The following is a 26943-nucleotide window of genomic DNA, read 5'->3' as shown; positions in this document are numbered from 1 at the left end:
CCCCCCGGGCCCCCCGGGCCCCCCGGCCGGTCGGCCCGAGCGGTCCGCCGAAGTCACCCCGCCAGCCCCGGCCCCCGGAATCACCCCAGCCCCCAGCCCCCGGCTCCGGCCTCAGGGCCAGACGAGGCAGTACGCCTGGTGGCCCGCCTCGTGGAGACGATGGCTGAAATCTTGCCATTCGTGGAGCAGTTGGTAGACGTTGAACGCGTCGCGCGGGCCGCCGCGGTCCGGGACCGTGGACCAGATGAAAGCGGCCGCGCCGACCGTTTCCTCGCCCACCCCGCGCAGCGGGTCGACGACCGTCATCGGGAGTTTGACCACCGCGTAGTCCGGGTGGAGGACGACCAGTTCCAGTGGGGGCACCTCGTGCAGCGGTATGCCCTCGATGCCGGTCAGGATCATCGCGGCCACCGTCTCCGGCTTGATCTTGGTGAACATGCCGCCCATGCCGAGCTCGTCGCCGCCCAGCTCCTCCGGCCGCATCGTCACCGGGACCCGGGCGGCCGTCGCCCCGTCCGGCGCGCCGAAGTACTTGTACGTCACCCCCATGCCGCGGCCCCGGGGAAGCTCCTCCGGCGGCTGCGCGGGCACCGGTACCGCGTCCGCGGCCTCGGCGGCGCGGCGGCGGTGCTTGCCCCGGCGGCGGGACTCACGGGCGCGCTGCGGGTCCAGGCCGTCCGTGCCCTCGCCCGGTCCACCACCGCGTTGCATATCTCCACCCGACTGGTCTTGCCCGCCCCGACCCCGTGGCCCCCGCCACGCAGCCTGATCATCATGGCAGTGACCTCCCCCGGGGCGGCGCGGTGAAACGCCCGTCCGCAAGTCAGTCGCGGCCTCTGAGACCATGGCTGGTGTGAGCTACCCGTATCCGTATGAAGCCCCAGTCTCGCAGAACCTGTTTACGCGCGCGTCCCTCGTGACTCCCGGCGGCGTGAACTCTCCCGTGCGCGCGTTCCGCGCCGTAGGGGGGACGCCCAGGTTCATGGTGTCCGGAACCGGTCCGTACCTGACCGATGCCGACGGCCGCGAGTACGTCGACCTGGTCTGCTCGTGGGGGCCGATGATCCTCGGCCACGCGCATCCCGCCGTCGTCGAGGCGGTCCAGGCCGCCGTCGCCCGCGGCACCTCCTTCGGTACGCCCGGCGAGGGCGAGGTCGCGCTCGGCGAGGAGATCGTCGCGCGCGTCGGGCCCGTCGAGCAGGTGCGCCTGGTCTCCTCCGGCACCGAGGCGACCATGTCCGCGATCCGGCTGGCCCGGGGCTTCACCGGCCGCGCGAAGGTCGTGAAGTTCGCCGGCTGCTACCACGGCCACGTGGACGCGCTGCTCGCCGCCGCCGGCTCCGGGCTCGCGACCTTCGCGCTGCCCGACACGCCCGGGGTGACGGGCGCGCAGGCGGGCGACACGATCGTCCTTCCCTACAACGACCTCGAAGCGGTCCGCGCCGCCTTCGCCGCGCACCCCGGCGAGATCGCCTGCGTGATCACCGAGGCCGCCCCCGGCAACATGGGCGTCGTGCCCCCGGCCGAGGGCTTCAACCAGGGGCTCGCCGACCTGTGCCGGGCCGACGGCGCGCTCTACATCTCCGACGAGGTCATGACGGGCTTCCGTACCTCCCGCGCGGGCTGGTACGGGGTCGACGGTGTCCGGCCCGACCTGATGACTTTCGGCAAGGTCATGGGCGGCGGTTTCCCGGCCGCCGCGTTCGGTGGCCGCGCGGACGTCATGGGCCACCTCGCGCCCGCCGGGCCGGTCTACCAGGCCGGCACGCTCTCCGGTAACCCGGTCGCCACCGCCGCCGGTCTCGCGCAGCTGCGTCTGCTGGACGACGCCGCGTACGAGAAGGTCGGCGCGGTCTCGCGCGAGATCCAGGGCCTGGTGGGCGCGGCGCTCGCCAAGGAGGGCGTCGCGCACCGCATCCAGACCGCCTCCAGCATGTTCTCCGTCTTCTTCACCGAGGACGAGGTCCGCGACTACGCGGACGCGAAGAAGCAGGAGAGCTTCCGCTTCAACGGCTTCTTCCACGCGCTGCTGGCGCGGGGCGTCTACCTGCCGCCGTCCGCCTTCGAGTCGTGGTTCGTCTCCACCGCCCACGACGAGCGGGCGATCGAGCGCATCGCGCAGGCTCTCCCGGCCGCCGCCCGCGCCGCCGCCGAGGCCACCCCGGAGGGTGCCGCATGAGCGCCGGTGAGCTGACCGTCGTCCACCTGGTGCGCCACGGGGAGGTGCACAACCCGGAGGGCATCCTCTACGGCCGCCGCCCCGGCTACCACCTCTCCGAGCTCGGCCGCGAGATGGCCGACCGGGTCGCGGAGCACCTCAAGGGCCGGGACATCACGTACGTCGTGGCCTCCCCGCTGGAGCGGGCGCAGGAGACGGCCGCGCCCGTCGCCGCCGCGCACGGCCTGGAGCTGGCGACCGACGGCCGCCTGATCGAGGCGGCCAACGTCTTCGAGGGCAAGACCTTCGGCGTCGGTGACGGCGCGCTGCGCAAGCCCGGCAACTGGAAGCACCTGACCAACCCGTTCCGGCCGTCCTGGGGCGAGCCGTACGTGGAGCAGGTGGTCCGGATGACGAGCGCGCTGGAGAAGGCGCGCGACGAGGCCAGGGGCCACGAGGCGGTGGCGGTCAGCCACCAGCTGCCGATCTGGATCGTGCGCAGCTTCGCGGAGAAGCGCCGGCTGTGGCACGACCCGCGCCACCGCCAGTGCACGCTGGCCTCGCTGACCTCCTTCACGTACCAGGGGGACACGCTGGTGTCGGTGGGGTACAGCGAGCCGGCCCGGGACCTGGTCCCGGCACACCTCCTGGCCGGAGCCAAGCCGGTGAAGGGCAAGTCCAAGGCCTTCGGCGCCTGACACCCCGACGGCCCCCGACGGCCCCGCCCTGACGGCCCGCCCGACCGGCGGGGCCCGACCGGCGGGGCCCGACCGGCGGGGCCCGACCGGCGGGGCCGCGCCGTACGCCCCGCCCCCGGCCCCGACCTCGCCCGGGGCCGCCCCCGCCCGTCCCCGTCCGGCGGAGGCCCGCCCCCCGTCCGGCCGAATCCGCCGGGCCGGTTCCGGGACGGGCCGCTACGGGGCCCCGTAGCTGCCCGGCAGCGGCCCGGCGCCGCCCGGAGCAGCGGTGTTCCGCCGCCGTCCGGTCCGGGGCCTCGCCCGTACGGGTGGCCGGTCCCCGCGTACCGTGCCCACCGCCGGGCCCGCCGCACCACAACCCCTCCTGAATTGTCCGTTTATATGGTCAATAACAGCGTGGTGTGAGTGATGACGGGGACGGTGCCATGAGCGGTGCCCTGCACGACTTCAGCCGAAGGGGAGCCCTCGGGCTCGGACTCGGGCTCGGCGCCGCCACGGTCGCCGGACTCGCGGGCTGCTCCGGTTCCGGCGGGCCCGCCGGGCGGGGCGAGGCCGCCACGGGGGCCCGTAAGCCCGTGGTCAGGCCCATCGGTGACGGCTCCACCGCCGACACCGGCCCGCAGCCCCACCAGCCGCCCCGCCCCGTCCCCCTCCAGCCGGGCGAGACGCCGCCGCAGTTCGTCGTCTTCAGCTGGGACGGCGCGGGGGAGATCGGCAACGGGCTCTTCCCGCGCTTCCTCAAGCTCGCCAAGGACCACGGCGCGGCCATGACCTTCTTCCTCTCCGGCACCTACGTGCTGCCCGAGTCGAAGCGGAGCCTCTACCACCCGCCGAACAACCCGGTCGGCGCCTCCGACATCGGCTACCTGAAGGACGAGAACGTCCGCAACACCCTCGTCTGCCTCCGCCGGGCCTGGCTGGACGGCCACGAGATCGGCACCCACTTCAACGGTCACTTCTGCGGGGGCTCCGGTTCCGTCGCCCACTGGAGCCCGGAGGACTGGCGCAGCGAGATCGACCAGGCCGTGTCGTTCGTCACCGAGTGGCGCACGAACACCGGCTTCACCGACCTCGAACCGCTCCCCTTCGACTACCGCAAGGAGCTGACCGGCGCCCGCACCCCCTGCCTGCTGGGCCAGGACTCCCTGCTGACGGCCGCCCGGACGCTGGGGTGGCGCTACGACGCCAGCTCGCCCGGCGGGACCCAGACGTGGCCGGTGAAGAAGGAGGGCATCTGGGACCTGCCCCTGCAGTCCCTGCCCTTCCCCGGTCACTCCTTCGAGGTCCTGTCGATGGACTACAACATCCTGGCCAACCAGTCCCACAACACCACCCGGGGCGTCCCGTCCAACTACCCGGCCTGGCGGTCCCAGGCCACCGCCTCCTACCTGGGCGGCTTCCGGCGGGCCTACGAGACCAACCGCGCGCCGCTGTTCATCGGCAACCACTTCGAGGAGTGGAACGGCGGCATCTACATGGACGCCGTCGAGGAGTCCCTCAAGAGCATGTCGGACAAAAAGGATGTACGGCTCGTATCGTTCCGTCAGTTCGCCGACTGGCTGGACGTCCAGGACCCCGCCCTGCTCGCCCGGCTGCGCACGCTCGCCCCCGGCCAGGCCCCCGCCGGAGGCTGGCGCGCCTACCTGACCCCGCTCCGGCCGACACCCGCCGCCCCGTCCCCCACCGCCTGACCGCCACCCGACGCCGCCCGACCAGGACCTGACCAGGACCTGACCAGGACCTGACCAGGGCCCGCGCACCCCGCCGGGGGGCGCGGAAGATCGCCGAACGGCTCATGCGAAACTTTTCACATGAGCCTTAGCCGCGCCCCACGTCGCCGCCGCTCGACCAGTGGCCGAGCCATCCTGCTGACCGCGGTGACCGTCGCCGGCGCCCTGACCCTGACCGCCTGCGGCTCCGACGGCGACAAGCCCGCCGGCAGCGCGGGCGGCAACTACGTCACGGGACCGAGCGGCATCTCCACCGTCGCCCGGGCGGACCGCGACGAGGCACCCAAGCTCGACGGCGAGACCGTCGGCGGCGAGACCCTCGACACCACCACCCTCAAGGGCAAGGTCGTCGTCCTCAACGTCTGGGGCTCCTGGTGCCCGCCGTGCCGCGCCGAGGCCCCCTACTTCGCCAAGGTCTCCAAGGAGCTGGCCGAGGCGGGCAAGCCCGTCGCCTTCGTCGGCCTCAACACGCGCGACACCAGCAAGCAGAACGCGCTGGCCTTCGAGGAGAACTACGGGATCACCTACCCGAGCCTCTACGACCCCGACGGCAAGCTGATGCTCCGCTTCCCCAAGGGCACCCTGAACGCGCAGTCCATCCCCTCCACGATCGTCCTCGACAAGGAGGGCCGGATCGCCTCCCGCACCCTGGTCGCGGTCAACGAGGAGCAGCTGCGTTCGATGATCGACCCGCTGCTCACGGAGCAGTGACCTCGTGGTCGCGGAGTTCTTCCTGGCCGCAGAGGTCACCGGTGTGAACACCACCGTCCTCAGCGGCGCCCTGCTGCTGGCCCTGCCCATCTCGGTCCTCGCCGGACTGGTCTCCTTCTTCTCGCCCTGCGTGCTCCCGCTGGTCCCCGGCTACCTCTCCTACGTGACCGGCGTCAGCGGCGCCGACCTCGCCGAGGCCCGCCGCGGCCGGATGGTGGCCGGGGCGAGCCTCTTCATCGCCGGCTTCACCGCCGTCTTCGTCTCGACCGGCGCGCTCTTCGGCTACTTCGGGGACGTCCTCCAGGACAACAAGACGGTCATCTCCCGCGTCCTGGGCGCCCTGGTGATCCTCCTCGGCCTCTTCTTCATGGGGGCGATCCCGGGCCTGACGATGCGCGAGTTCCGCTTCCACAAGAAGCCCACGGCGGGACTGCTCGGCGCGCCCGTGCTCGGCGTGCTCTTCGGCGTCGGCTGGACCCCCTGCATGGGCCCGACCCTGGCGGCCGTGAACACCCTCTCCATCGACCAGGCCAGTGCCGGACGGGGCGCGCTGCTGACCGTCGCCTACTGTCTCGGCCTGGGTCTTCCCTTCATCCTCGCCGCGGTCGCCTTCCGCAAGGCGCTCGGCGCGTTCGGCTGGGTGAAGAAGCACTACGCGTGGGTGATGCGCATCGGCGGCGGCATGCTGATCCTCACCGGTCTGCTGCTCGTCACGGGATGGTGGGACACCATCGTCGGCGGCATGCAGGGCTGGACCACAGGCTTCACGGTGGGGATCTGAGGACTCGACGGACATGAGACGGACATGAGTACGACCGACAAGGCGCCCACCGAGGCGCCCCCCGAGGTGCCCGACAAGGCGCCCACCGAGGCACCCACCGAGGCGCCGCACACATCCGACGACCCCACCGAGCCCGCACTCGGCCCGGCCGGGGCCCAGCTCTCCACGGCGCCGCTGGAGGACGGCCCCACCGCGCCCGTCGGCATCGGCGTGACCGGCTGGGTCCGCTGGTTCTGGCGCCAGCTCACCTCCATGCGGGTGGCGCTGATCCTGCTCTTCCTGCTCTCCCTGGGCTCCATCCCCGGCTCGCTCGTCCCGCAGAACCAGGTGGACCCGCTCAAGGTCGCCGACTGGAAGAAGACCTACGAGTTCTGGGTCCCGGCCGCCGAGAAGCTCCAGCTCTTCGACGTCTACAGCTCGGTGTGGTTCTCCGCGATCTACATCCTGCTGTTCGTCTCGCTGATCGGCTGCATCGTCCCGCGCACCTGGCAGTTCGTCGGCCAGCTCCGCGGCCGTCCGCCCGCCGCCCCCAAGCGGCTGGACCGGCTGCCCGTCTACACGACGTGGCGCACCGAACGGCCCCCGCAGGAGGTCCTCGCCCACGCGCGGACCCTCCTGGGCGGGCGCCGCTTCCGGACCGAGGCGGACGGCAGCGCCGTCGCCGCCGAGAAGGGCTACCTGCGCGAGGCCGGGAACCTGGCCTTCCACCTCGCCCTGATCGTGATGCTCGTCGCCTTCGCCACCGGCCAGCTCTTCAAGTCCGAGGGCGGCAAGCTCGTCCTGCGCGGCCACGGCTTCTCGAACACGCTCACCCAGTACGACGACTTCAGGTCCGGCAGCCTCTTCGACCCCGACGACCTGCCGCCCTTCTCCTTCACCCTGGACAAGTTCGACGCCAGCTACGAGAAGACCGGGCCCCAGAAGGGCACCCCGCGCGACTTCAAGGCGTACGTCACCTACTCGCTCGGCGCCCACGGCACGCCCCGGGCCGCCGAGATCGAGGTCAACGATCCCCTGGACGTCGGGGGCGCCAAGATCTACCTGCTGGGCCACGGCTACGCGCCGGTCGTCTCGGTGACCGACCCCACCGGGAAGCAGATCTACCAGGGCATCGTCCCGATGCTGCCCCAGGACGCGAACCTCACCTCCGCGGGCGCGATCAAGGTCACCGACGGCTACCGGAACAAGAACGGCGAGAAGGAGCAGCTCGGCTTCTCCGCCCGCTTCGTGCCGACCTTCGCCGGCAAGGGCCAGGGCACGATGTTCTCCCAGTTCCCGGCCCTGGACTTCCCCGTCCTCGCGCTCAACGCCTTCCACGGCAGCCTCGGCGTGGACTCGGGCCTGCCGCAGAACGTGTACCAGCTCGACACCACCAAGATGAAGCAGTTCACCAAGGAGAACGGCGACCCGTTCTCGCAGATGCTGCTCCCCGGCGACACGATGACCCTGCCGGACGGCGCGGGCACCGTGAAGTTCGAGTCCATCGAACGCTGGGCCACCTTCCAGGTCTCCCAGCAGCCCGCCACCGGTCTGGCGCTGGCGGGCGCGGTGGCCGCCGTCGCGGGCCTGGCCGCCTCCCTCTTCATCCAGCGCCGCCGGATCTGGGTCCGCGCGGTGCGCGGCGAGGACGGCGTGACCGTCGTCGAGATGGCGGGCCTCGGCCGCAGCGAGTCCGCCCGGCTTCCCGAAGAGCTCACGGTGCTGGCCGTCGCGCTCAACCAGCAGGCGCCCACCGCGCCTGATCCTGTCGAAGAACACCCCGAAGGAGAGCGCGGATGACGCCGCTCGCAGCCGCGACCAACGAGAACTTGGCGCACATCAGCAACGTGCTGGTCTATTCGTCGATGGCGGTCTACACGCTCGCCTTCTTCGCCCACATCGCCGAGTGGAGCTTCGGCAGCCGCAGCAAGGTGGGCCGTACGGCCGCCGCGCTGACCGGCGCGGGCGCGGCCGGCGCGGCCCCGGCCGTCCGGGTACGGACGAAGGCGGGGGGCACGGCCGTCCTCGACAAGCCGAAGATCGTCACCCGCTCCGCCCCCGGCACCCGCGACGTCCCGGACGGCCCCGGCGCGGCCGGCGGCACCGTCAAGGGCGACCTCTACGGGCGGATCGCGGTCTCGATGACCGTGCTCGGCTTCCTGGTGGAGGCGGCCGGTGTGGTCGCCCGCGCGATGTCCGTGCAGCGGGCCCCCTGGGGCAACATGTACGAGTTCTCCATCACCTTCTCCACGGTGGCGGTCGGCGCGTACCTGCTGCTGCTGGCCCTCGGCAAGAACGTCCGCTGGCTCGGCCTGATCCTCATCACGACGATCCTGCTGGACCTCGGCGTGGCCACCACCTGGCTCTACACCGACAGCGATCAGCTGGTCCCGGCCCTGCACTCGTACTGGCTGTGGATTCACGTCTCCACCGCGATCATCTGCGGCGCCGTCTTCTACCTCGGCGCGGCGGGCACGGCGCTCTACCTCCTCCGCGACTCCTACGAGTCCAAGCTGGCCCGGGGCGGCGCGGTGGGCCGCTTCGCCTCCTCGGTGCTGGAGCGGTTCCCGGCGGCGGCCACGCTCGACAAGTTCTCCTACCGCGTCAACGCGGCGGTCTTCCCGCTGTGGACGTTCACGATCATCGCGGGCGCGATCTGGGCCGACGACGCCTGGGGCCGGTTCTGGGGCTGGGACCCCAAGGAGGTCTGGTCCTTCGTGACCTGGGTGGCGTACGCCTGCTACCTGCACGCCCGCGCCACCGCCGGCTGGAAGGGCCGCAAGGCCGCCTACCTGGCGCTCTTCGCCTTCGCCTGCTGGATCTGGAACTACTACGGCGTGAACATCCTGCTCAACGGCAAGCACTCGTACGCGGGCGTCTGACGCGCCCGACGCGTCCGACGCACGGGAACGGCCGGACGCGGGTACCGCGTCCGGCCGTGTGCGAGATCTCCCCGGGGCCCGCCGCCCGGGACCGGCTCCTGCCCGGTCCCGGGCGACGGGCCCCGGCCCGTTCCGCCCGAGCAACAGGACCGTCCCGTCAACAGGACCGTCCAAGCAACAGGACCGGGACGGCAACAGGGCCGTCCAAGCAACAGGACCGGGACGGCAACAGGGCCGGGACGGGGCAGAACGGGACTCAGTCCTTGTCCCGGTCCTTGTCCTTCTCCTCGCGCAGGGACCGCAGGAACTCCGGATTGTCGTCCGGCGCCACCCACTGGGTCCGGCGCGCCCGGCCACCGGCCGTCGCGGCCCGCTTCTTGCCCGCGAAGAGCCACACCGCCGGACCGACGATGGAGAAGAGCAGGATGATGAGGACCCAGACCACCTTGGGAAGGTGCTTGACCTCTTCCTCCGGTGTGTTCAGGCAGTCGATGAACGTGTAGATGGTCAGCGCGATGATCAGCAGGAACGGCAGATAGCGCAGCACGGTGTGGGACCGACTCCCGGGCAGTGGCGGCGGGCCCGCGTCGGGCCCCGGTGACGTCTCCAGGGTAGAGGGTGACGGATACTGACTCTTATGGCTTACGACGATCTCCGCTCGCTGCTCCGGGCCCTGGAGCGGGAGGGCGACCTCACGCGCATCAAGGCCGAAGTCGACCCGTATCTGGAGATCGGGGAGATCGTCGACCGAGTGAACAAGGCGGGCGGTCCCGCGCTGCTCTTCGAGAACGTCAAGGGCTCGGCGATGCCGCTGGCCATGAACGTCTTCGGGACCGACCGCCGCCTCCTGAAGGCCCTGGGCCTCAAGTCGTACGCGGAGATCAGCGAGAAGATCGGCGGCCTCCTCAAGCCGGAGCTGCCGCAGGGCTTCGTCGGCATCCGCGAGGCGTTCGGCAAGCTCGGCTCGGTGGTCCACGTGCCGCCGAAGAAGGTCAAGGGCGACGCCCCGGTCCAGGAGGTCGTTCTCACCGGCGACGACGTGGACCTCGACCAGCTCCCGGCGCTGTTCACCTGGCCCAAGGACGGCGGCTCCTTCTTCAACCTCGGCCTCACCCACACCAAGCACCCCGAGACGGGCGTGCGCAACCTCGGCCTCTACCGCCTCCAGCGCCACGACAAGCGCACCATCGGCATGCACTGGCAGATCCACAAGGACAGCCGCAACCACTACGCGGTCGCCGCCGCGCGCGGTGAGCGGCTCCCGGTCGCGATCGCCTTCGGCTGCCCGCCCGCCGTGACGTACGCCTCCACCGCGCCGCTGCCGGGCGACATCGACGAGTACCTCTTCGCCGGGTTCGTCGCGGGCAAGCGGATCGAGATGGTCGACTGCAAGACCGTGCCGCTCCAGGTCCCGGCCCACGCGGAGGTCGTGATCGAGGGCTGGCTGGAGCCGGGCGAGATGCTCCCGGAGGGCCCCTTCGGCGACCACACCGGCTTCTACACCCCGCAGGAACCCTTTCCGGCGCTGAAGATCGACTGCGTGACCATGCGCAAGCGCCCGCTGATCCAGTCGATCGTGGTCGGCCGCCCGCCGACCGAGGACGGCCCGCTGGGGCGTGCGACGGAGCGTTTCTTCCTCCCCCTCCTCAAGATCATCGTCCCGGACATCGTGGACTACCACCTGCCGGAGTCGGGCGGCTTCCACAACTGCGCGATCGTCTCGATCGACAAGAAGTACCCCAAGCACGCCCAGAAGGTCATGCACGCCATCTGGGGCGCGCACATGATGTCGCTGACCAAGTTGATCATCGTGGTGGACAAGGACTGCGACGTCCACGACCTGCACGAGGTCTCCTGGCGGGCGCTGGGCAACACCGACTACGCCCGCGACCTCACCGTCGTCGAGGGCCCGGTGGACCACCTGGACCACGCCTCCTACCAGCAGTTCTGGGGCGGCAAGGCGGGCATCGACGCCACCAGGAAACTGCCCGAGGAGGGCTACACCCGCGACGGCGGCTGGCCCGACATGGTCGAGTCCGACCCGGCGACGGCCGCCCTGGTCGACCGGCGCTGGAAGGAATACGGACTGTGAGCACGACGGACGGGACGCACGCGGACGGATCGGGTGCGGACGCGGCGTCCACGGAGGACGCGGAGGGCACGGACGCCATCGGCGGGCCGCAGCTCTTCCTCGGCGACGACGACACCTACGTGGCCCTGGTCCGCCCGCGCCTCGACCCCGCCGACCCCGAGATCCGCCAGGCCGCGGCCGAGGCCGGGGTCTCGCCGGAGGAGTTCGCGGGCACGGGCGACGTGTGGGCGCTGCTCACCGAGGACGGTGAGGGCGAGGGCGACGGCTTCGAGCTGCCCGGCCTGCGCGACCGTGAGGCCGAGGACTTCGCCGTCCGGCTGACCGCCGAACTGGGCGGCGCCGAGGCGTTCACCCTGCTGGCCGGGGACGTGCTGCGGCTCGACGCCCGGCCGGTGGACGGGGACAGCTGGGCGTTCACCGCCGAGGTCACCCCGCCCGAGGGCGAGGACGGCGCGGGCCCGCTGACGCTGGAGCTCGGCCCGCTGAGCACGGACGTGCTCCTGGCCGACCTCGGGGACTTCGTGCGAGAACTCGCGTGACGAACACCGCCGAGGGCGCCGAGTCCGCCAAGGACGCCGAGTCCGCCGAGGAAACCGCCGGGCCGGCGCCCGCGCCCCGGCGGGCCGGCCGGGTCAAGTCCTTCCTGCGGCTCGTGATGATCGAGCACTCGGTCTTCGCGCTGCCCTTCGCCTACATCGCGGCCCTCACCGCCATGTTCCAGCTCGACCGGACCGTGCACTGGGGCACGCTGCTGCTCGTCACGGTCTGCATGGTGGGCCTGCGGACCTTCGCGATGGCCGCCAACCGGATCATCGACCGCGAGATCGACGCCCGTAACCCGCGCACCGCGAGCCGCGAGCTGGTGACGGGCGCGGTCTCGGTCCGCTCCGCCTGGACGGGGGCCGGGATCGCGCTGGCCGTCTTCCTCGGCTCGGCGGCGCTGCTGAACCCGCTCTGCCTGCTGCTGGCGCCGGTCGCGGTGATCCCGATGGTGGTCTACCCGTACGGCAAGCGGTTCACGGACTTCCCGCACGCCATCCTGGGCCTGGCCCAGGCGATGGGCCCGGTCGGGGCCTGGCTGGCCGTCACCGGCGAGTGGTCCTGGGACGCGGTGGTCCTGGGCCTGGCGGTCGGGGTGTGGATCGGCGGCTTCGACCTGATCTTCGCCTGCCAGGACGTGGCCGCCGACCGCGCGGAGGGCGTCCGTTCCGTCCCGGCCCGCTTCGGGGTCCCGGCCGCGCTCTGGGGCGCCCGCGCCGCGCACGCGGTGGCCACGGCCCTGCTGGCCTGGTACGCCGTCGCCACCGGCGCGGGGGCGTTCTTCTGGTCCGGCCTGGCGGTCGTCGTCGCGGCCTTCCTCTACGAGCACACGATCGTCAAGCCGCACGACCTGTCCCGCCTGAACCGGGCCTTCTTCACGGTCAACGGCTTCATCGGCATCGCCCTGTTCGTGTGCGCGCTGCTCGACCTGCTGACCCGGGGTCTCACCCTCTAGGACGCCGGACCGGGGTGGTCGTGGTGTCCGGATAGTCTCGGACACATGACTGAGCGCAAACGCACCCCGTGGGTGGTCGGGGTTTCGGGGGCGTCCGGGACGCCGTACGCGGCGGCGGTGCTCCGCGGGCTGCTGGCCGCGGGGGAGAGCGTCGACCTGGTCGTCAGCCGGGCCTCGCGGCTGACCCTGCTGGACGAGACCGGGATCTCCTTCCGCGACGCGCACTGGCGCGAGGACCTCGCCGCATGGCTGGCCCGGGGGGCCGACGGCACCCCGGACGCCTTCGGTGACCTGGACCTGGACCTCGACGGGGTGCGGTACTGGGGCGCGGGGGACCTGGCGGCCGGGCCCAGCTCGGGCTCGTACCCCGTGCGGGGGATGCTGATCGTCCCCGCCTCCACGGCCTGTGTGGCGGGAGTGGCGCTCGGGCTGTCGAAGGACCTGCTCCAGCGTGTGGCGAGCGTGACGCTCAAGGAGCGGCGCCGGCTGGTGGTCGCGGTGCGGGAGACCCCGCTGAACGGGCAGACGCTCAAGCACCTGGTGGCGCTGGACGAGGCGGGCGCGGTCGTGCTGCCCGCCTCTCCGGCGTTCTACGCGGGGGCGACGCACATCCAGGACCTGGTGGACTTCGTCGCGGGGCGGGTGCTGGACGCGGCAGGGGTGCCGCACCGACTGTACCGCCGCTGGAAGGGGGAGCTGGGAGGCCACCTCCCGGCGACCGGGGGCACCTCCCGCGCTCCCCGAGGGGCGGACGGCCGTGGTCCGGGCGCCGGTGGTTCGGGCGCCGGTGGTTCGGGCGCCGACGGTTCGGGCGCCGGTGGTCCGAACGGTGGTGGTTAGTGCCGTGGCCGGGAGGACCCGCAGCTCACAGCGCCGGCGCCGTGACTGGCGCTGTCGCTAGCGCTTCTTGGACGGGCCCGGCTTGCGGGTCTTGTCCACGCGGTGGGCGGCGGCAGGCTGGTGGGCACGGGATCGGTTGGCCAGCTCCTGGAGCTGTCGCATGTGCGCGTAGGCCATCTCGATCGTGTACACGGTGAATCACTCCTGAAGATCGTCATTGATCTGCTGAAAGATTCACAGGGCGTTGACCCTGTGTACCTTAGATTCTATACCTAGTCTCGTAGGATCGCCGAATAATGGAAGGCTCCACGCAAATGGACACGGTGGACAGGCAGCTCATCCAGGCACTCCGGGAGAACGGTCGTGCCTCGTACGCGGAGCTGGGCCGTCTCGTGGGCCTCTCCGGCCCCAGCGTCACCGACCGGATCAACCGTCTGGAGACGGCCGGCGTCATCACCGGCTACCGCGCCACGGTGGCCGCGGCCGAGCTCGGCCTCGGCGTCACGGCGCTGATCGGCATCTCCCTCTCCGACGCGGCGGACCACGAGGACGTGGCCCGGCGGCTGCGCGACCTCGCCGAGATCGAGGACTGCTGGTTCATCGCGGGCGACGACTCCTTCATGCTGAAGGTGCGCGCCAGCGACGTCGACGGCCTGGAGAAGATCATCCGTAGGCTCTCGGGGACCAAGGGCGTCTCCCGCACGCGCACCACCATCGTGCTCTCCACCAAGTGGGAGAACCGGGTCGGGGAGCTGCCCGAGGAGAGCTGAGGGGCTGAGAGTACGGTGGGTGACGATTCCAGGCGGCAGGACGCAGGACGCAGGCAGGACACAGAGGGAAGGCGGGCGACCGGGATGACCGCATCTGTCATGGATGTAGGGCTCAAGCGCGAGCTGGAGGAGAAGGTCCGCTCCGGCGAGCGGCTGACCCGTGAGGACGGCATCGCCCTCTACGCGTCGGACGACCTGGCCTGGCTCGGCGGCCTCGCCCACGAGGTGCGCACGCGCAAGAACGGTGACGTCGTCCACTTCAACGTCAACCGTCACCTCAACATGACCAACGTGTGCACCGCCTCGTGCGCGTACTGCTCGTTCCAGCGCAAGCCGGGCGAGAAGGACGCGTACACGATGCGCATCGAGGAGGCCGTGCGCCTGGCCAAGGCCATGGAGAACGAGAGCCTCACCGAGCTGCACATCGTCAACGGTCTGCACCCGAACCTGCCGTGGCGCTACTACCCGCGCTCGCTCTCCGAGCTGAAGAAGGCGCTGCCGAACGTCTCGCTGAAGGCGTTCACGGCGACCGAGATCCACCACTTCGAGACGATCTCCGGCATGTCGGCCTCCGACATCCTGGACGAGCTGATCGAGGCCGGTCTGGAGTCGCTGACCGGCGGCGGTGCGGAGATCTTCGACTGGGAGGTCCGCCAGCACATCGTCGACCACCGCACCCACTGGGAAGACTGGTCGCGCATCCACCGGCTCGCGCACTCCAAGGGCCTCAAGACCCCCTCGACCATGCTCTACGGGCACATCGAGGAGCCCCGCCACCGCGTGGACCACGTGCTGCGGCTGCGTGAGCTCCAGGACGAGACCGGCGGTTTCCAGGTCTTCATCCCGCTGCGCTACCAGCACGACTTCGTGGACATGAAGGACGGCAAGGTCCGCAACAAGCTCCAGGCGCGGACGACGATGGCGACCGGCGCCGAGGCGCTGAAGACCTTCGCGGTCTCGCGGCTGCTCTTCGACAACGTGCCGCACGTCAAGGTCTTCTGGGTGATGCACGGCGTGCAGACCGCCCAGCTCGCGCTCCAGTACGGCGCGGACGACATGGACGGCTCGGTGGTCGAGTACAAGATCACGCACGACGCGGACAACTACGGCACCCCGAACAAGCTGGGCCGCGAGGACCTGCTGGAGCTGATCCGGGACGCGGGCTTCCGCCCGGTCGAGCGCAACACGCGCTACGAGATCATCCGCGAGTACCCGGGCCCGGACGCGAACCTGCGCGAGACCCCGCAGGCGATGCGCGTCTGACGCCCCTCGCTCCGGCCCTCCCAGAGCCACGGCCCCGAGCCCCGGCCCGCCCAGCGGACCGGGGCTCGGGCGCGTCCGGGTGCGGGCCCCGCCGGGCGGGCCCCGCCGGGTGGGCGCGTGTCCGAGCCTCGCGCGTGCCCGAGCCTCGCGCGTGCCCGCGTCCCGTACGTGCCCGCGTCCTGGGTGTCGCGTAATAGATATCCTGCGCCCATGACCCTTACCTTCACCTTCGATCCGGTCGTCGGACCCGAGCTGTGTGACGGCGTCGCCGCGCTCTGGACCGAGGTCTCCAACGCGGGCGGGGCCGTCGGTTTCGTCCCGCCCGTCACCCTGGACGACATCCGCCCCGAGCTGGACCAGCACCTCACCGCGATGGCGGCGGGCCGCACCCGCCTGCTCGTCGGCCACGACGGGGCCGGCCGGGTGGTCGCGACGGCGTTCCTCGTCTCCAACACCCACCGGCTGCTGCGGCACTGGGTCTGGCTCTCCACCGTCATGGTCCACCCCTCCCTCCAGGGCAAGGGCGCGGGCCGCGCGCTGATGGCCGCCACCGAGTCCGCGGCCCGCGCCGTCGGCGGCTTCGACGCGATCCGCCTCGCCTGCCGTGGCGGCACCGGCCTGGAGCGCTTCTACGCCGCCTGCGGCTACCAGGAGGTCGGCCGCGTCCCGGGCGGCGTCCGGGTCGCCCCGGGCGACGACCGCGACGACATCACGATGCTGCTGCCCCTGCGCTGACCCCGGCGGGCCGGGCGCGGGGCGGGTGGGGCGCGGCGCTGACCCCGGCGGGCCGGGCGCGGGGCCGGGCGTGTTTCACTGGAGCGGCACGTTCCGACGTACAGCAGGGACGACGACGAGAGAGAAGAGGTTGCCGTGGCCCTCAAGATGAGCGCGACGATCCGCTACACCGCCATGCGGCTGGCCGTCTTCGTCGGATGCCTCGTCGCCGTCGCGGGCCTGGTCCGGCTGGGCTGGGTGCCCTCAGCCCTCGGTGACGCCAACGCCGCCTGGGTCGTGCTGCTCGCCCTCGTGCTCTCCGCGCCGCTCTCCTTCGTCCTCCTGCGCAAGCAGCGCGACGAGATGTCCGTGCAGATCTCCGGACGCGTCACGGATGCGAAGGTCAAGCTCGCCGCGAACCGCAGCCAGGAGGACGCGGCCGACGACGCCGCCCACGCGCGCCCGTAAGGAACCCGTTAGCTTCCTCACACACCGAACCGCCCCAGTGCCGGGTTTACCGCCCGTAACACTGGGGCTTCGGCGTTTCACGGGCCGCCGCGCCGGGTACCGTACGCCCCGGACCCAAAGAAGCCCTTTGAGATTCTCAAAGGGGAAGTGTTAGCGTGTTCAACATGTTGACCGCAGCCGCCGCTCGTCCGGCGTACCCGACGATCACGGGCATTCCGCTCGTGGCGCGCCTGCATGTCGACCTCTGCCGCCGCGTCTCCGCGGCCTGTTGCTGTTGTCGCTGATTCCCGCTCCCCGCTGAGCTGGACCGACACAGCAGTGGTCCCGGCCGGCCCTTTCCGGCTGCCGCACCGCATGAACAGCGCCACCAGCGCCACAGCGTCGCCCCCGCAGAACCGTCCGCCAGTTGTTTGTGCGTCCCTTCCGGAGAGTGTCCGTGTCCGCGACCCCCAAGGCCCCTGCCAAGGCCCCCGCCAAGGCATCGTTCCGCTTCCCCTTCTGGGCCCAGATCATCGCCGGTCTGGTGCTCGGCGTCCTCTTCGGCTGGATAGCCCGAAGCCAGGACGTGAGCTGGCTCCGCACCACCCTCGACCAGGTCGGTGACATCTTCGTCCAGCTGCTGAAGCTGGCCGTCGCGCCGCTCGTCTTCTTCGCGATCCTGGTGTCGATCACCAACCTGCGCAAGGTCAACAACGCCGCGCGGCTCGCCACGCAGACCCTGCTCTGGTTCATGATCACGTCGCTGATCGCGGTCGGCATCGGCATCGGCATCGGCCTGCTGACCAACCCGGGCGCGGGCACCGGCCTCACCCCGCAGGACGGCAAGCTGCCCAAGCGCACCGGCTCCTGGCTCGACTTCCTGACCGGCATCGTGCCGAAGGACGTCATCACGCCCTTCACCGAGCTGAACGTCCTCCAGATCGTCTTCCTGGCCGCCGTCGCCGGTATCGCCGCCCTCCAGCTCGGCTCCAAGGCGCAGCCGGTGCTGAACGTCGCCGAATCCATCCTGGAGCTGCTCCAGAAGGCCCTGTGGTGGGTCATCCGCCTCGCCCCGATCGGCACCATCGGCCTCATCGGCACCGCGATCGCCACGTACGGCTGGGACCTGATCGGCAAGTACGCCACCTTCACCGCCGACGTGTACATCGGCTGCGCGATCGTGATGTTCGGCGTCTACCCGCTGCTGCTGGCCACCGTCGCCAAGGTCAGCCCGCTCCAGTTCTTCAAGGGCGCCTGGCCCGCGATCCAGCTCGCGTTCGTCTCCCGCTCCTCGGTCGGCACCATGCCGGTCACCCAGAAGGTCACCGAGCGCCTCGGCGTCCCGAAGGAGTACACCTCCTTCGCGGTCCCCTTCGGCGCCACGACCAAGATGGACGGCTGCGCCGCGATCTACCCGGCGCTCGCCGCGATCTTCATCGCGCAGATCTTCGACGTCCAGCTGACGATCACCGACTACCTGCTGATCGCCTTCGTCTCGGTGGTCGGCTCGGCCGCCACGGCGGGCCTCACCGGTGCCACCGTCATGCTGACCCTGACCCTCTCCACCCTGGGCCTGCCCCTGGAGGGCGTCGGCCTGCTGATGGCGATCGACCCGATCGTCGACATGATGCGCACCGCCACTAACGTCGCCGGCCAGGCCGTGGTCCCGGTCATCGTCGCGGCCCGCGAGGGAATCCTGGACAAGGTGGCCTACGCCTCCGCCTCCGGCGCCCTGGACGAGGACCGCGCCCCGGCCCCGGCGCCGATCCCGGCCCCGAAGGTCCCCGTCTCCGCCTGACCCCGGCCCCGGTCACCCGCCTGACCCACCCCCGGCCCACCCCGGCCCCCGCCCCCGTCCGGGCGGGGGCCGGGGTTTTTCACGCCCGGGGGGCGGGGGCCGGGGGCGCGCCGGGAGCGGTAGCTCGATCGGGTGGCTGCGGCCCGGATTCCGCGTCTTCCTCGCTGTTGGCGAGTAGGACGTACGGCTATGGGAATCGGCGACCGGCACCAGAAGAAGGACGTGGAGGCGGCGCTCAAGCGGGCGGAGGCGGCCGGGCTCAAGGTGACGCACAACAAGAACCGCCACAATTGGGGGCTCGTCCTCTGCTGTCCCTGCAATGATCACGTGCGCATCTCATGCACGCCTAGGAACACCGGAGACGAGGCGAGGAAGATCTATGGCTTCATCAAGGATCACCAGAACTGTGTCTGAGCGTCCGTGGCACTTCAACCTTGTCCTCGATGCTCCGCTCACCCCTCAGCAGTCGGACCTCTTGGACGGGCTTGACCGCTTCCACGAGGGCGGCATCGGGCTGGCTGAGCGTCCGGGGTACAGCCGGTTCATGTGCGTCATCCCAGCCGCAACCCTCACCGAAGCCATCGCGGACGCCCTGAGCCGCTTTGAGGATCTTCCCGGCGTGCTGGTGCGCAGTGTCGAGCTGAACGCCATCGCGCTGGACGAGAACGACATGGCCACGGCCGCCGTTGTGCAGGTACCGCCGCTTGCTGACGTGTGCTGAGACTTCTGAACTTGAAGCCCCAGCATGACCGTTTGAGGGTGCTGAGGGCTTTTCGTCTGTAGAAGTGCCGCGTTCAGTGCACCCCGCAGAGCCAGGGAGACGAGGCGAAGAAGAGTGATGGCTTCATCAAGGGCCACCGTGGCTGTGCGTGAGTGGCACTTCACCCTGCATGCGGACGCGCCGTTGACGGCCGGACAGTCAGATCTCCGGGACCACCTGGAGTGTTTCAACGACGGAAGGATCTCGCTGGTCGAGGGCCCGGGCACGGCCGAGTTCTGGTGCACCTTTGCGGCCGGGACGCTGACCGGGGCTGTCGCGGAGGCGCTGAGTCTGTTCGATCAGCTTCCCGGTGTCCTGGTTCGCAGTGTGGAACTGGGGCCACGAGAGCTGGAGGAGAACGGGATGGCAACACCGGCCGTGGTGAGACCGCCCGAGTAGAGGTCCAGCCGACGCCTCCCGCCTGCACCGCGCCGGACCCCCGCCCCACCGGACGGCTTCCGGCGGGGCGGGGGCGGGTGAGGGTCCTGGAGGCTCTGCCGGCTTCGTTGGTCGTGCTCGCGCCGGGAGCGGTAGCTCGATCGGGTGGCTGCGGCCCGGATTCCGCGTCTTCCTCGCGGCCGGCGAGTAGGACGTACGGCTATGGGAATCGGCGACCGGCATTAGAAGAAGGACGTGGAGGCGGCGCTCAAGCGGGCGGAGGCGGCCGGGCTCAAGGTGACGCACGACAAGAACCGGCATAGGTGGGGGTGGGTGCTTTGCTGTCCGTGCAGCAAGACTCACACCGTGCACGGAACTCCCCGGAACACAGGAGACGAGGCGAAGAAGATCGATGGCTTCACCGACAAGCACCGAGGCTGTGTGTGACTGGTGGTTCACCCTGCACCTCCAGGAGCCGCTGACTGCGGAGCAGTCGGACACGCTGGATGGTCTCGACCGTTTCAACGACGGGCGGATCTCGCTGGTGGAGAGTCCCGGACACGCGGAGTTCAGTTGCCTCTTCCAGGCCGGGACCCTGACCGAGGCCGTTGCGGAAGCGCTGGGCTTCTTCGAGGACTTCCCGGGGGTCCTGGTCCGCAGCGTGGAGCTGGACCATTTCGATCTGGACAAGAACCACATGGCCACACCGGCCGTGGTGAGACCGCCCGAGTAGGGGTCCAGCCGACGCCTCCCGCCCGCACCGCGCCGGCCCCCGCCCCGCCGGACGGCTTCCGGCGGGGCGGGGGGCGGGGTGGTTCAGTGGCCGGAGGCGTACGAGACGAAGCCGGTCCAGGTGCGGGGCGTGAAGGTCAGGCGGGGTCCCCGGGGGGTCTTGGTGTCGCGGACGTGGATCGTGGTGGGGGTGTGGGCCACCTCCACGCAGTCGTTGATGTCTCCGCTGTCGCTGTGGCTGCTCTTGAACCAGCTCAGCCGTTCGCTTCCGCTCATGACGCGCCCTCCACGAAGCCCGCCCATGCCTGCGGGGCGAAGGCCAGGTGGGGGCTCTGGTCGTCCTTGGAGTCGCGCACGTACACCGCGCCGGGCCTGGTAGCGACCTCGACGCAGGAGTCGCCTTCGCTGCCGCTGCTGTGGCTGCTCTTGAACCAGTCCAGCCCGGTGGCGCGGGTCATGAGGTGTGCTCCACGAATCCGATCCAGGCGTCAGGGCTGAAGGCGAGCTGGGGGCCGTGAGGGGTCTTGGTGTCGCGGACGTGGATCGTGGAGGGGGCGTTGGCCACCTCGACGCAGTCGTTGACGTCGCCGCTGCTGCTGTAGCTGCTCTTGAACCAGTCCAGCTCGGAGTTGTGGATCATGTCTCTCCCAGTACTCGTTCGATGAATTCGACGGACTCCCGTGGCGTGAGAGCCTGAGATCGGATCATGGCATGGCATTGCTCAAGAACTCGGAGTCGCCTCGGGTCGGAGACGGGGCGGCCGTTGAACGCTCCCTCCGAGCGGCCAACTGCTGATCCGTCCGCGAACTTCAGCACCTCGATCAGACCGCCCATCCCCGCATGCTCTTCCAGGTCAGTAGGCATGACCTGGATCGTCACATGCCGCAACTTGGCTACCTCCAACAGTCGTTCGAGTTGCCCGCGCATCACCATTGTCCCCCCGATCCGGCGTCGGAGCGTCACCTCTTCTTGGACGAAGCTGAGTGCGGGAGCCGGAGACCGGTCGAAGATCGATCGACGGGCCATTCGGGCAACCATGCCCCGCTCTATCTGCGCCTTAGTCTGGGGCGGCTGCCACATTTCGAACAGGGCCCGCGCGTAGTCGTCCGTCTGCAACAGGCCGTGGATGTTGTGGTTGCTGTAGGCGGACACCTCGACCGCCCGGTTCTCCAGCTTGGCCAGCCCCCGGACCTTGGTCGGGTAGCGGATCTGTTCCGTGTCCGCCTTCATCGCCTTGATCCGGCCGCCCGCTTTCAGGACCTCGTCGGCCCTGTCCAGGTACTCCGGGCGGGGGATGCGCTTGCCCGATTCGACCTTGCGGACGAGGTCCTCCCCGTAGCCGATCGCCGTCCCGAAGTCGGCGGCCCGCAGGCCCGCCGCCTCGCGCCAGGACTTGAGCTGGCGGCCCAGCGCGGCCAGGACCGCCACCCCCTGCTCGTCCTCGGGGTCGACGCCCCAGCCCGCGTCCTCCGTGCCGTCGCCGTCCACCTCCGCGTCCGTCTCCGTGCCCGTATCCACATTCACGTCCATGCTCATGCGGTCCACCTCCGACGTGCTGATTTCCTCAACGCTCCGTGCCCGTAGGGCACTCCGGACATACGTGACAGCACCCGACAGGGCCGGACAACCAACTGACTCAGGGGTGTTGCCACTTCCCACGGTAGGCAGGAGCCGCCACGCTAAGTGATGTGAATACTCAAATCGGTGAAACCGCACGTCATTTCGAGATCCAGCTCGCCGCCACGCCCCGTGGCGCCCGGCAGGCCCGGCTGCTGACCGTCGAGAAGCTCGGCGTCTGGGGGGTGCCCCCGGAGGCGCCCGCGATGATCGTGGCCGAGCTGGCCGCCAACGCGGTGACGCACGGGCGGGTACCGGGGCGGGACTTCCGGCTGGCGCTCACCCTCGGCGGGGCCATGATCCGGGTCGCGGTGGTCGATCCCCGGGGTGACCGGATTCCGCGCATCCGCGAGGCGGACGGGGCGGCCGACGCGGACGGGCCGGACGGCGGGGCCGGAGCGACGGAGGGCGGACGGGGGCTCGTGCTGGTGGACGAGATCGCCGACCGGTGGGGCGTCGAGCAGGGGCCGCCGCCCTGCAAGGAGGTCTGGGCGGAACTGGACCTGCCCGGATGGTGGCGGGAGCCGACCCCCGGCCCGTGACGGTGTACGGGTCCCGCCGGGGGCAGGGCTGGACCGTTCGGGTGAACGGTCGGGGAGGACAGTCTCCGGCGGACCGTGGTTGTGGGGATATTGCCGCCCCGGGCCGGGACCACCCGCCGGAGGACCGTGAGGAGCCCCCTTGTCATCGTCACAGCCGCAGCCGCAGCCGCAGCCGCAGCCGCAGCCGCAGCCGCAGCCGCAGCCGCAGCCGCAGCCCCAGTCCGACCGGCCGTCGTTCTACACCTACGTCGGCAGTGAACAGATCGCCCTGCCCGCGACGGTCGGGGACATCCGGCGGGCGCTCCCGCCCGAGCTGGTGGCCGCCTTCGACAGCGCCGTGGAGAACACTCCGGTCGAGGGGTTGTACCTGGAGCTCGGGGGCTGGGCGATGAAGACCCGGCCGGATCTGGTGGCTCACCAGGACGAGGTGTTCCGCAGGCTGGAGCGGGGCGATTTCAGCGGTTTCACCCCGGCCGAGGACATCCCCGAGCCGGCCCGCCTCGATGAGGAAGGCCGAGCCGCCCGGGACGGACGCCACCGCCCCGGCAGCCCTGCCCAGGCCCCCGCAGCCCCGCCCGGCCCCTCCGCCTCCGCCGGGCGGGGGGCCCGGGGCGCGTCTATGGTGGGCTGACTGGTCCGGGGGGACGCCGCCCGAGGAGGGTGCAGTGCGCCGATCCCGAGCCCGTACCGGGGACCGTTCCCATACCGGGGGCCGACCCCGGGCCCGTACCGCAGGCCGATCCGGCCCCCGCCCCGCAGAGCGCCCCCGCGCGGGAACCCGTACCGGCCCCGCGTCCGCCCCCGCCGCCCGGGCCGCCCGGGTGAGGACCCTTCCCGCCGCCTGTCTGCTCCTCCTGGCCTCCCTCGGCGCCGCCCCGCCCCCGGCCCCCGCCGGGACCCCGGCCACCACACCCCCGCCGCCCGCCGCCGCCGATCCGCTGGAACGGTTCCGCGGCCAGCGCCTCCGCTGGGGCGACTGCCCCGGGACACCCGGGGCCCCCGACGCGGCGGTGCCCGCCGGGATGCGGTGCGCGAGCGTGAGCGTCCCGCTCGACTACGACGCCCCCGGCAAGGGCACCCTCAAGGTGGCCCTGGCCCGCATACGGGCCACCGGACCGGGCGAGCCGCTCGGCTCGCTGCTGCTGAACTACGGCGGCCCAGGCGGCCCGGGCATCGAGAACCTCGCCGCCGACCCCACGGCCTTCGCGGAACTCGGCGAGCGCTACGACCTCGTCACCTTCGACCCGCGCGGGGTCGGCCACAGCGAGCCCGTCAGCTGCGCCGGCTCCCAGGAGATCGAGGACGCGGCCGGAGCCGACGCCGCCTCGCAACTCGCCGCCCTGCGCGCGGTGGTCCGGCGGTGCGAGCTGGCCTCCGGCCCGGTCCTCCCGTACATCGGCACCGTCAACGTCGCCCGCGACCTGGACGTCATCCGCCGGGTGCTGGGCGACCGGAAGCTGAACTACCTCGGCTTCTCCTACGGGACCCGGCTCGGCGCGGTGTACGCCGCCCAGTACCCCCGTACCACCGGCCGGATGGTCCTCGACGGAGTCGACACGCTCTCCGAGTCCCTCACCGAACAGGCCCTCGTCTCGGCCCGCGCCCAGCAGCGCGCGCTGGACAACTTCCTCACCTGGTGCACCCGTCGGCGGGGCTGTGTCTACGGGACGGACGCCCGCGCCGCCGCGCAGAAGGTCGAGGCCCTCGTGGCGCGGCTCGACCGGGCGCCGCTGACCGGGCAGGACGGCTCGTACTTCACCGGGCAGGACGCGGTCACGGCCATCGCCGCCGCCCTGTACTCCCCGCGCATGTGGCCCGCGCTCGCCGAGAGCCTGGCCCTGGCCGAGTCGCGGGGCGACCCGGTCGGCCTGCTCCAGCTCGGCGGCCCCGCGAACCCGTCCCAGGACCAGGACGGGGAGGAGGACGGGGACGGGGACCAGGAGGGTGGGGACGGCGACGGCGACGGCGGGCAGGGCCGGGCCGACGGCCCCGGCGCGGTGCCCGCCGACAATGCCGAGGCCGCCCTCGCCGCCGTGAACTGCGCCGACGACCCGGACCGCAGCGCGGACAAGGTCAGCCCGACGGCCGTGGAGAAGGAACTGGCCGAGCTGAGGGCCGCGTTCGTGCGGGCCTCGCAGGTCTTCGGGCCGAGGCAGCTGATGACCGTGCTCTCCTGCTACGGGCGCCCGCCGGGCACCGAGTTCATCCGGCGCATCGACCACCCGGCCGGTGTCCCGCCGATGCTGCTGGTCGGCACCCGGGGCGACCCGGCCACCCCGTACGAGTGGGCCGAGGAGACCGCCCGGCGCCTGGGCCCGGCGGTGGTCCTGGAGTACGAGGGCGACGGCCACACCGCCTACGCGTCCTCGCCGTGCGTACGCGGCTACGTGAACCGCTTCCTGACCGAAGGCCACCTGCCGGGCACCACCCGCTCCTGCCCGGCGAACGGCTGACGGCTGACGGCGGACGGCTGACCGCCGGTCACCCCGGCCGGCGCCGCCCCGGGCAGTCCACCGGCCGGTCACCCCGGGCAGTCCACCGGGCGCCCGTCAGCCGGTTCCGGCGATCTGGCGGGTGAACTCGGCCGGGGTGACCGAGGCGATGCCCTCGCCCGAGTTGACGCGGATCTTCCTGCCGTCGATGAAGACCGCCGGGGTGCCGTTCATCCTCTCCTCGTGGAAGGCGCGGCCCACCTTGTCCACCCACGGCATGTAGGTCAGTTCCTTGACGGCCTTGTTGAACTCCGGTGTCCGCAGCCCCGGAACCTGGTCCGCCAGCTCCAGCAGGGTCGCGGTGGAGGCGAACGTGTCCTGCGACTCCTTCCGCGGGTGGTTCGCGAAGAGGACCGGAGGTACTCCACGCACTTCTCCGGGCTCTCGTCCACCGCCGCGCCCAGGGCGTTGACGGCCCGGTGGGAGCCCTTGCCGCCGCCGAGCGCGCCGTCCAGGAAGGTCGCGAAGCGGTACTCGACCTTGTACGCTCCCGCGTCCGCCTGCTCCTTGACCGTGCGGCCCAGGCCCTGTTCGAAGCCCGCGCAGTACGGGCAGCGCGGGTCCAGCCAGACGGTGAGCGTCCGGGGGGCGTCGGCCCTGCCGTACGGGACGACGATCCCGTCCTCGCCACTGGTGTGCGCGGGCCGGACGAAGGGCCTCCCGGCCACCCCGCTCCCGCCGTTCCCGTCTGAACCACCTGAACCACCTGAACCGCCTGGCCCGTCGGGGTCACCGGCGCCGCCGGACCGCGCCGCGTACGCGCCGACCCCGGCCGTGAGGGCCAGTACGGCCGCCAGCCCGCCGCCGGTGAGGAGCCGTCCGCGCAGCCCCGTACGCCGGGCCCGCGCCGCGCGCCCCGTGCGGAGGCGGTCCCGGGCCGCGCGGCCCCGTCCTTCTCGCTGCTGCTCGCCATGGAGCCAGCCTAAGAACCAAGCAGGCGGAAAACGGGGATCATTGGGACGAACCGGTTAGGGCTTAGGTCCCGTCTCCGCCCGGCCGGGAGGCCCGGACGGTTCCGTCCGGACCGGGGCCCCGGGTGAAGCGGAGGCCAATGGTGCGTCATATTTCCCGGATATCTCCCCTTGCGGCGGCGAGTCGGAATGAGATACCTGATAGACAAGGGGGTACTCACGGCTCGTCCTGCCGTGCGATTTGACGGCCGCCTTGGGGGGATCGCCGCACTGTGAAGCCGCTTCACCGTCACCTCGTCAACACTTCGCGCAAGGTCCTGTGCACCGCCGCGCTCGCGGCCAGCCTGACCACCGCCGCAGTCGTGACCAGTCCGTCGACCGCCGACGCGGGCGAGTCCGAACCCACCCCGGACAGTCCCCAGGCCACCGAACGCGGTGACGCCCGGCTGGACCTGCCCGCCCCGCTCGCGGACCCGCCCGCGAACCCGGGCACCGGTACCGGCGCAGCCACGGGCGGCGACGCCAGCGGCATACCCGCGACCGCCCTGGACGCCTACCACCGCGCCGAACTCTCCGTGGCCGCCGCGCTGCCCGGCTGCAAACTGCCCTGGCAACTGCTCGCGGGCATAGGCCGGGTCGAGTCCGTGCACGCCTCCGGCTACGGGCTCAAGGCGGACGGCTACACCGACCGGCCGATCCGCGGCCCCCGCCTCGACGGCAACGGCTTCGCGGAGATCCGCGACACCGACAAGGGCAAATGGGACGCGGACGCCGAGTACGACCGGGCCGTGGGCCCGATGCAGTTCATCCCCTCCACCTGGGCGACCTGGGGCGCGGACGGCAGCGGTGACGGCCAGCGCGACCCGAACAACATCTACGACGCCGCCCTCGGCGCGGGCCTCTACCTCTGCGCGGGCGACCGGAACCTCTCGGACCCGGCCAAGCTCGACAAGGCGATCCTCAGCTACAACAGGTCCCGCGAGTACGTGAACACCGTGCTCGGCTACATGCGGCAGTACCAGGCCGGGGGCGCCGGCCAGATCCCGAACCCGCCGGCCGGGAACTACCCGACCGCGCCGTCGGGCACCCTGCCCACCCCGCGCCCCACGACGCCGAGGCCGACCACGCCGACGACCCCGACGGCGCCGAAGCC

The 26943-nt window shown here is 71.5% G+C and carries 33 protein-coding genes and 1 pseudogene; 25 read left to right on the top strand and 9 right to left on the bottom strand.

Features of this window, described 5'->3' with window-relative positions; genetic code table 11:
• Positions 1 to 111: 111 nt before the first annotated feature.
• Positions 112 to 549, bottom strand: a complete 438-nt coding sequence (locus ACIA5F_RS29455) for a hypothetical protein (RefSeq protein ID WP_399358235.1) — start codon at positions 547 to 549, stop codon at positions 112 to 114.
• Between the two features lie 295 nt (positions 550 to 844).
• Between ACIA5F_RS29455 and hemL the strand changes: the two genes are divergently transcribed.
• From hemL to ccsB, 7 genes are all read left to right on the top strand, one after another.
• Positions 845 to 2179: a glutamate-1-semialdehyde 2,1-aminomutase gene (gene hemL / locus ACIA5F_RS29450; protein WP_399358218.1), complete on the top strand. Its 1335-nt coding sequence runs from the start codon at positions 845 to 847 to the stop codon at positions 2177 to 2179.
• A complete protein-coding gene (locus tag ACIA5F_RS29445; RefSeq protein ID WP_399358216.1) occupies positions 2176 to 2856 on the top strand; it encodes a histidine phosphatase family protein in 681 nt (226 codons plus the stop codon). Before hemL ends, ACIA5F_RS29445 begins: the two co-directional genes overlap by 4 nt.
• 437 nt (positions 2857 to 3293) lie before the next feature.
• Positions 3294 to 4547, top strand: a complete 1254-nt coding sequence (locus ACIA5F_RS29440; protein WP_399358233.1) for a hypothetical protein — start codon at positions 3294 to 3296, stop codon at positions 4545 to 4547.
• 120 nt (positions 4548 to 4667) lie between these two features.
• A complete protein-coding gene (locus ACIA5F_RS29435) occupies positions 4668 to 5297 on the top strand; it encodes a TlpA family protein disulfide reductase (RefSeq protein WP_399358214.1) in 630 nt (209 codons plus the stop codon).
• A 4-nt stretch (positions 5298 to 5301) separates the two neighbouring features.
• A complete protein-coding gene (locus ACIA5F_RS29430; RefSeq protein ID WP_399358212.1) occupies positions 5302 to 6078 on the top strand; it encodes a cytochrome c biogenesis CcdA family protein in 777 nt (258 codons plus the stop codon).
• A 24-nt stretch (positions 6079 to 6102) separates the two neighbouring features.
• Complete coding sequence (locus ACIA5F_RS29425) at positions 6103 to 7857, top strand: cytochrome c biogenesis protein ResB (RefSeq protein ID WP_399358210.1); 1755 nt, start codon at positions 6103 to 6105, stop codon at positions 7855 to 7857.
• On the top strand, positions 7854 to 8939 hold the full coding sequence (ccsB, locus tag ACIA5F_RS29420; protein ID WP_399358208.1) for a c-type cytochrome biogenesis protein CcsB: 1086 nt from the start codon (positions 7854 to 7856) through the stop codon (positions 8937 to 8939). The genes ACIA5F_RS29425 and ccsB overlap by 4 nt, the downstream gene beginning before the upstream one ends.
• A gap of 256 nt (positions 8940 to 9195) precedes the next feature.
• Here ccsB and ACIA5F_RS29415 read toward each other — a convergent pair whose 3' ends face one another.
• Complete coding sequence (locus ACIA5F_RS29415) at positions 9196 to 9486, bottom strand: PLD nuclease N-terminal domain-containing protein (RefSeq protein ID WP_399358206.1); 291 nt, start codon at positions 9484 to 9486, stop codon at positions 9196 to 9198.
• A 90-nt stretch (positions 9487 to 9576) separates the two neighbouring features.
• Here ACIA5F_RS29415 and ACIA5F_RS29410 point away from each other — a divergent pair, with 90 nt between their 5' ends.
• The 4 genes from ACIA5F_RS29410 to ACIA5F_RS29395 are packed head-to-tail and all read left to right on the top strand — an operon-like array spanning position 9577 to position 13366.
• Entirely contained in the window at positions 9577 to 11031 is a 1455-nt protein-coding gene (locus tag ACIA5F_RS29410) for a menaquinone biosynthesis decarboxylase (RefSeq protein WP_399358205.1), read from the top strand.
• A complete protein-coding gene (locus ACIA5F_RS29405) occupies positions 11028 to 11570 on the top strand; it encodes a hypothetical protein (protein ID WP_399358203.1) in 543 nt (180 codons plus the stop codon). Before ACIA5F_RS29410 ends, ACIA5F_RS29405 begins: the two co-directional genes overlap by 4 nt.
• Positions 11567 to 12526 (top strand): menaquinone biosynthesis prenyltransferase MqnP, encoded by a 960-nt coding sequence (mqnP, locus tag ACIA5F_RS29400; RefSeq protein ID WP_399358201.1) that lies wholly within the window; start codon positions 11567 to 11569, stop codon positions 12524 to 12526. Before ACIA5F_RS29405 ends, mqnP begins: the two co-directional genes overlap by 4 nt.
• Before the next feature lie 45 nt (positions 12527 to 12571).
• Complete coding sequence (locus ACIA5F_RS29395; RefSeq protein WP_399358199.1) at positions 12572 to 13366, top strand: UbiX family flavin prenyltransferase; 795 nt, start codon at positions 12572 to 12574, stop codon at positions 13364 to 13366.
• A gap of 57 nt (positions 13367 to 13423) precedes the next feature.
• On the opposite strand, the gene ACIA5F_RS29390 is transcribed toward ACIA5F_RS29395, so the two are convergent.
• A complete protein-coding gene (locus ACIA5F_RS29390; protein WP_399358197.1) occupies positions 13424 to 13558 on the bottom strand; it encodes a hypothetical protein in 135 nt (44 codons plus the stop codon).
• A gap of 122 nt (positions 13559 to 13680) precedes the next feature.
• On the opposite strand from ACIA5F_RS29390, the gene ACIA5F_RS29385 reads away from it, so the two are divergent.
• From ACIA5F_RS29385 to ACIA5F_RS29340, 10 genes are all read left to right on the top strand, one after another.
• Positions 13681 to 14136, top strand: a complete 456-nt coding sequence (locus tag ACIA5F_RS29385) for an Lrp/AsnC family transcriptional regulator (protein ID WP_281206151.1) — start codon at positions 13681 to 13683, stop codon at positions 14134 to 14136.
• A 99-nt stretch (positions 14137 to 14235) separates the two neighbouring features.
• Complete coding sequence (mqnE, locus tag ACIA5F_RS29380; protein WP_399358232.1) at positions 14236 to 15399, top strand: aminofutalosine synthase MqnE; 1164 nt, start codon at positions 14236 to 14238, stop codon at positions 15397 to 15399.
• Between the two features lie 210 nt (positions 15400 to 15609).
• Positions 15610 to 16134, top strand: a complete 525-nt coding sequence (locus tag ACIA5F_RS29375; RefSeq protein WP_399358195.1) for a GNAT family N-acetyltransferase — start codon at positions 15610 to 15612, stop codon at positions 16132 to 16134.
• Positions 16135 to 16281: 147 nt separating this feature from the next.
• On the top strand, positions 16282 to 16581 hold the full coding sequence (locus tag ACIA5F_RS29370; RefSeq protein ID WP_399358230.1) for a DUF4229 domain-containing protein: 300 nt from the start codon (positions 16282 to 16284) through the stop codon (positions 16579 to 16581).
• A 436-nt stretch (positions 16582 to 17017) separates the two neighbouring features.
• Complete coding sequence (locus ACIA5F_RS29365; protein ID WP_399358193.1) at positions 17018 to 18358, top strand: dicarboxylate/amino acid:cation symporter; 1341 nt, start codon at positions 17018 to 17020, stop codon at positions 18356 to 18358.
• A gap of 189 nt (positions 18359 to 18547) precedes the next feature.
• Positions 18548 to 18772 carry a hypothetical protein gene (locus ACIA5F_RS29360; protein ID WP_399358191.1) on the top strand — a complete coding sequence of 75 codons (225 nt, stop codon included), beginning with the start codon at positions 18548 to 18550 and terminating at the stop codon, positions 18770 to 18772.
• A complete protein-coding gene (locus ACIA5F_RS29355) occupies positions 18738 to 19079 on the top strand; it encodes a hypothetical protein (RefSeq protein ID WP_399358189.1) in 342 nt (113 codons plus the stop codon). Before ACIA5F_RS29360 ends, ACIA5F_RS29355 begins: the two co-directional genes overlap by 35 nt.
• Before the next feature lie 144 nt (positions 19080 to 19223).
• On the top strand, positions 19224 to 19517 hold the full coding sequence (locus tag ACIA5F_RS29350) for a hypothetical protein (RefSeq protein ID WP_399358228.1): 294 nt from the start codon (positions 19224 to 19226) through the stop codon (positions 19515 to 19517).
• Positions 19518 to 19751: 234 nt separating this feature from the next.
• Entirely contained in the window at positions 19752 to 19943 is a 192-nt protein-coding gene (locus ACIA5F_RS29345) for a hypothetical protein (RefSeq protein ID WP_399358187.1), read from the top strand.
• Positions 19909 to 20229, top strand: coding sequence for a hypothetical protein (locus tag ACIA5F_RS29340; protein WP_399358185.1), 321 nt, complete (start codon positions 19909 to 19911; stop codon positions 20227 to 20229). Before ACIA5F_RS29345 ends, ACIA5F_RS29340 begins: the two co-directional genes overlap by 35 nt.
• 83 nt (positions 20230 to 20312) lie before the next feature.
• Here the strand turns inward: ACIA5F_RS29340 and ACIA5F_RS29335 are convergent, their stop codons facing one another.
• The 4 genes from ACIA5F_RS29335 to ACIA5F_RS29320 are packed head-to-tail and all read right to left on the bottom strand — an operon-like array spanning position 20313 to position 21764.
• Entirely contained in the window at positions 20313 to 20504 is a 192-nt protein-coding gene (locus ACIA5F_RS29335) for a DUF397 domain-containing protein (protein WP_399358183.1), read from the bottom strand.
• On the bottom strand, positions 20501 to 20686 hold the full coding sequence (locus ACIA5F_RS29330; RefSeq protein WP_399358181.1) for a DUF397 domain-containing protein: 186 nt from the start codon (positions 20684 to 20686) through the stop codon (positions 20501 to 20503). The genes ACIA5F_RS29335 and ACIA5F_RS29330 overlap by 4 nt, the downstream gene beginning before the upstream one ends.
• The gene (locus tag ACIA5F_RS29325; protein ID WP_399358179.1) at positions 20683 to 20868 is read right to left on the bottom strand and encodes a DUF397 domain-containing protein; all 186 of its coding nucleotides are present in this window, start codon (positions 20866 to 20868) and stop codon (positions 20683 to 20685) included. The genes ACIA5F_RS29330 and ACIA5F_RS29325 overlap by 4 nt, the downstream gene beginning before the upstream one ends.
• Entirely contained in the window at positions 20865 to 21764 is a 900-nt protein-coding gene (locus tag ACIA5F_RS29320; RefSeq protein WP_399358177.1) for a helix-turn-helix domain-containing protein, read from the bottom strand. Before ACIA5F_RS29320 ends, ACIA5F_RS29325 begins: the two co-directional genes overlap by 4 nt.
• Positions 21765 to 21916: 152 nt before the next feature.
• Here ACIA5F_RS29320 and ACIA5F_RS29315 point away from each other — a divergent pair, with 152 nt between their 5' ends.
• From ACIA5F_RS29315 to ACIA5F_RS29305, 3 genes are all read left to right on the top strand, one after another.
• On the top strand, positions 21917 to 22387 hold the full coding sequence (locus ACIA5F_RS29315; protein ID WP_399358175.1) for an ATP-binding protein: 471 nt from the start codon (positions 21917 to 21919) through the stop codon (positions 22385 to 22387).
• Positions 22388 to 22526: 139 nt separating this feature from the next.
• A complete protein-coding gene (locus ACIA5F_RS29310; protein WP_399358173.1) occupies positions 22527 to 23018 on the top strand; it encodes a hypothetical protein in 492 nt (163 codons plus the stop codon).
• A gap of 190 nt (positions 23019 to 23208) precedes the next feature.
• Complete coding sequence (locus ACIA5F_RS29305; RefSeq protein WP_399358172.1) at positions 23209 to 24840, top strand: alpha/beta hydrolase; 1632 nt, start codon at positions 23209 to 23211, stop codon at positions 24838 to 24840.
• Positions 24841 to 24936: 96 nt separating this feature from the next.
• Here ACIA5F_RS29305 and ACIA5F_RS29300 read toward each other — a convergent pair whose 3' ends face one another.
• Entirely contained in the window at positions 24937 to 25251 is a 315-nt protein-coding gene (locus ACIA5F_RS29300) for a DsbA family protein (protein ID WP_399358170.1), read from the bottom strand.
• A gap of 47 nt (positions 25252 to 25298) precedes the next feature.
• A pseudogene (locus tag ACIA5F_RS29295) lies at positions 25299 to 25547 on the bottom strand (thioredoxin domain-containing protein); the annotation flags it as partial.
• 515 nt (positions 25548 to 26062) lie between these two features.
• Here ACIA5F_RS29295 and ACIA5F_RS29290 point away from each other — a divergent pair.
• Positions 26063 to 26943 (top strand): lytic transglycosylase domain-containing protein (locus ACIA5F_RS29290; RefSeq protein ID WP_399358168.1); only part of this gene is annotated, 881 nt, incomplete at its 3' end.

Origin of the sequence: Streptomyces sp. NPDC051567 (genome assembly GCF_044454165.1) — a bacterium.
Classification (GTDB): Bacteria; Actinomycetota; Actinomycetes; order Streptomycetales; family Streptomycetaceae; genus Streptomyces.
The sequence above is the reverse complement of the archived record's forward strand: the minus strand, read 5'-3'. Positions and strand labels throughout refer to the sequence as shown.

Coding starts and splice junctions, on each gene's coding strand:
- ACIA5F_RS29330 (WP_399358181.1), bottom strand. CDS start 20,686: ATGACCCGCGCCACCGGGCTGGACTGGTTCAAGAGCAGCCACAGCAGC.
- ACIA5F_RS29320 (WP_399358177.1), bottom strand. CDS start 21,764: ATGAGCATGGACGTGAATGTGGATACGGGCACGGAGACGGACGCGGAG.
- ACIA5F_RS29410 (WP_399358205.1), top strand. CDS start 9,577: ATGGCTTACGACGATCTCCGCTCGCTGCTCCGGGCCCTGGAGCGGGAG.
- mqnE (WP_399358232.1), top strand. CDS start 14,236: ATGGATGTAGGGCTCAAGCGCGAGCTGGAGGAGAAGGTCCGCTCCGGC.
- ACIA5F_RS29455 (WP_399358235.1), bottom strand. CDS start 549: ATGGGGGTGACGTACAAGTACTTCGGCGCGCCGGACGGGGCGACGGCC.
- ACIA5F_RS29395 (WP_399358199.1), top strand. CDS start 12,572: ATGACTGAGCGCAAACGCACCCCGTGGGTGGTCGGGGTTTCGGGGGCG.
- ACIA5F_RS29340 (WP_399358185.1), top strand. CDS start 19,909: ATGGCTTCACCGACAAGCACCGAGGCTGTGTGTGACTGGTGGTTCACC.
- ACIA5F_RS29355 (WP_399358189.1), top strand. CDS start 18,738: ATGGCTTCATCAAGGATCACCAGAACTGTGTCTGAGCGTCCGTGGCAC.
- ACIA5F_RS29370 (WP_399358230.1), top strand. CDS start 16,282: ATGAGCGCGACGATCCGCTACACCGCCATGCGGCTGGCCGTCTTCGTC.
- ccsB (WP_399358208.1), top strand. CDS start 7,854: ATGACGCCGCTCGCAGCCGCGACCAACGAGAACTTGGCGCACATCAGC.
- hemL (WP_399358218.1), top strand. CDS start 845: ATGGCTGGTGTGAGCTACCCGTATCCGTATGAAGCCCCAGTCTCGCAG.
- ACIA5F_RS29445 (WP_399358216.1), top strand. CDS start 2,176: ATGAGCGCCGGTGAGCTGACCGTCGTCCACCTGGTGCGCCACGGGGAG.
- ACIA5F_RS29425 (WP_399358210.1), top strand. CDS start 6,103: ATGAGTACGACCGACAAGGCGCCCACCGAGGCGCCCCCCGAGGTGCCC.
- ACIA5F_RS29325 (WP_399358179.1), bottom strand. CDS start 20,868: ATGATCCACAACTCCGAGCTGGACTGGTTCAAGAGCAGCTACAGCAGC.
- ACIA5F_RS29360 (WP_399358191.1), top strand. CDS start 18,548: ATGGGAATCGGCGACCGGCACCAGAAGAAGGACGTGGAGGCGGCGCTC.
- ACIA5F_RS29435 (WP_399358214.1), top strand. CDS start 4,668: ATGAGCCTTAGCCGCGCCCCACGTCGCCGCCGCTCGACCAGTGGCCGA.
- ACIA5F_RS29375 (WP_399358195.1), top strand. CDS start 15,610: ATGACCCTTACCTTCACCTTCGATCCGGTCGTCGGACCCGAGCTGTGT.
- ACIA5F_RS29385 (WP_281206151.1), top strand. CDS start 13,681: ATGGACACGGTGGACAGGCAGCTCATCCAGGCACTCCGGGAGAACGGT.
- ACIA5F_RS29335 (WP_399358183.1), bottom strand. CDS start 20,504: ATGAGCGGAAGCGAACGGCTGAGCTGGTTCAAGAGCAGCCACAGCGAC.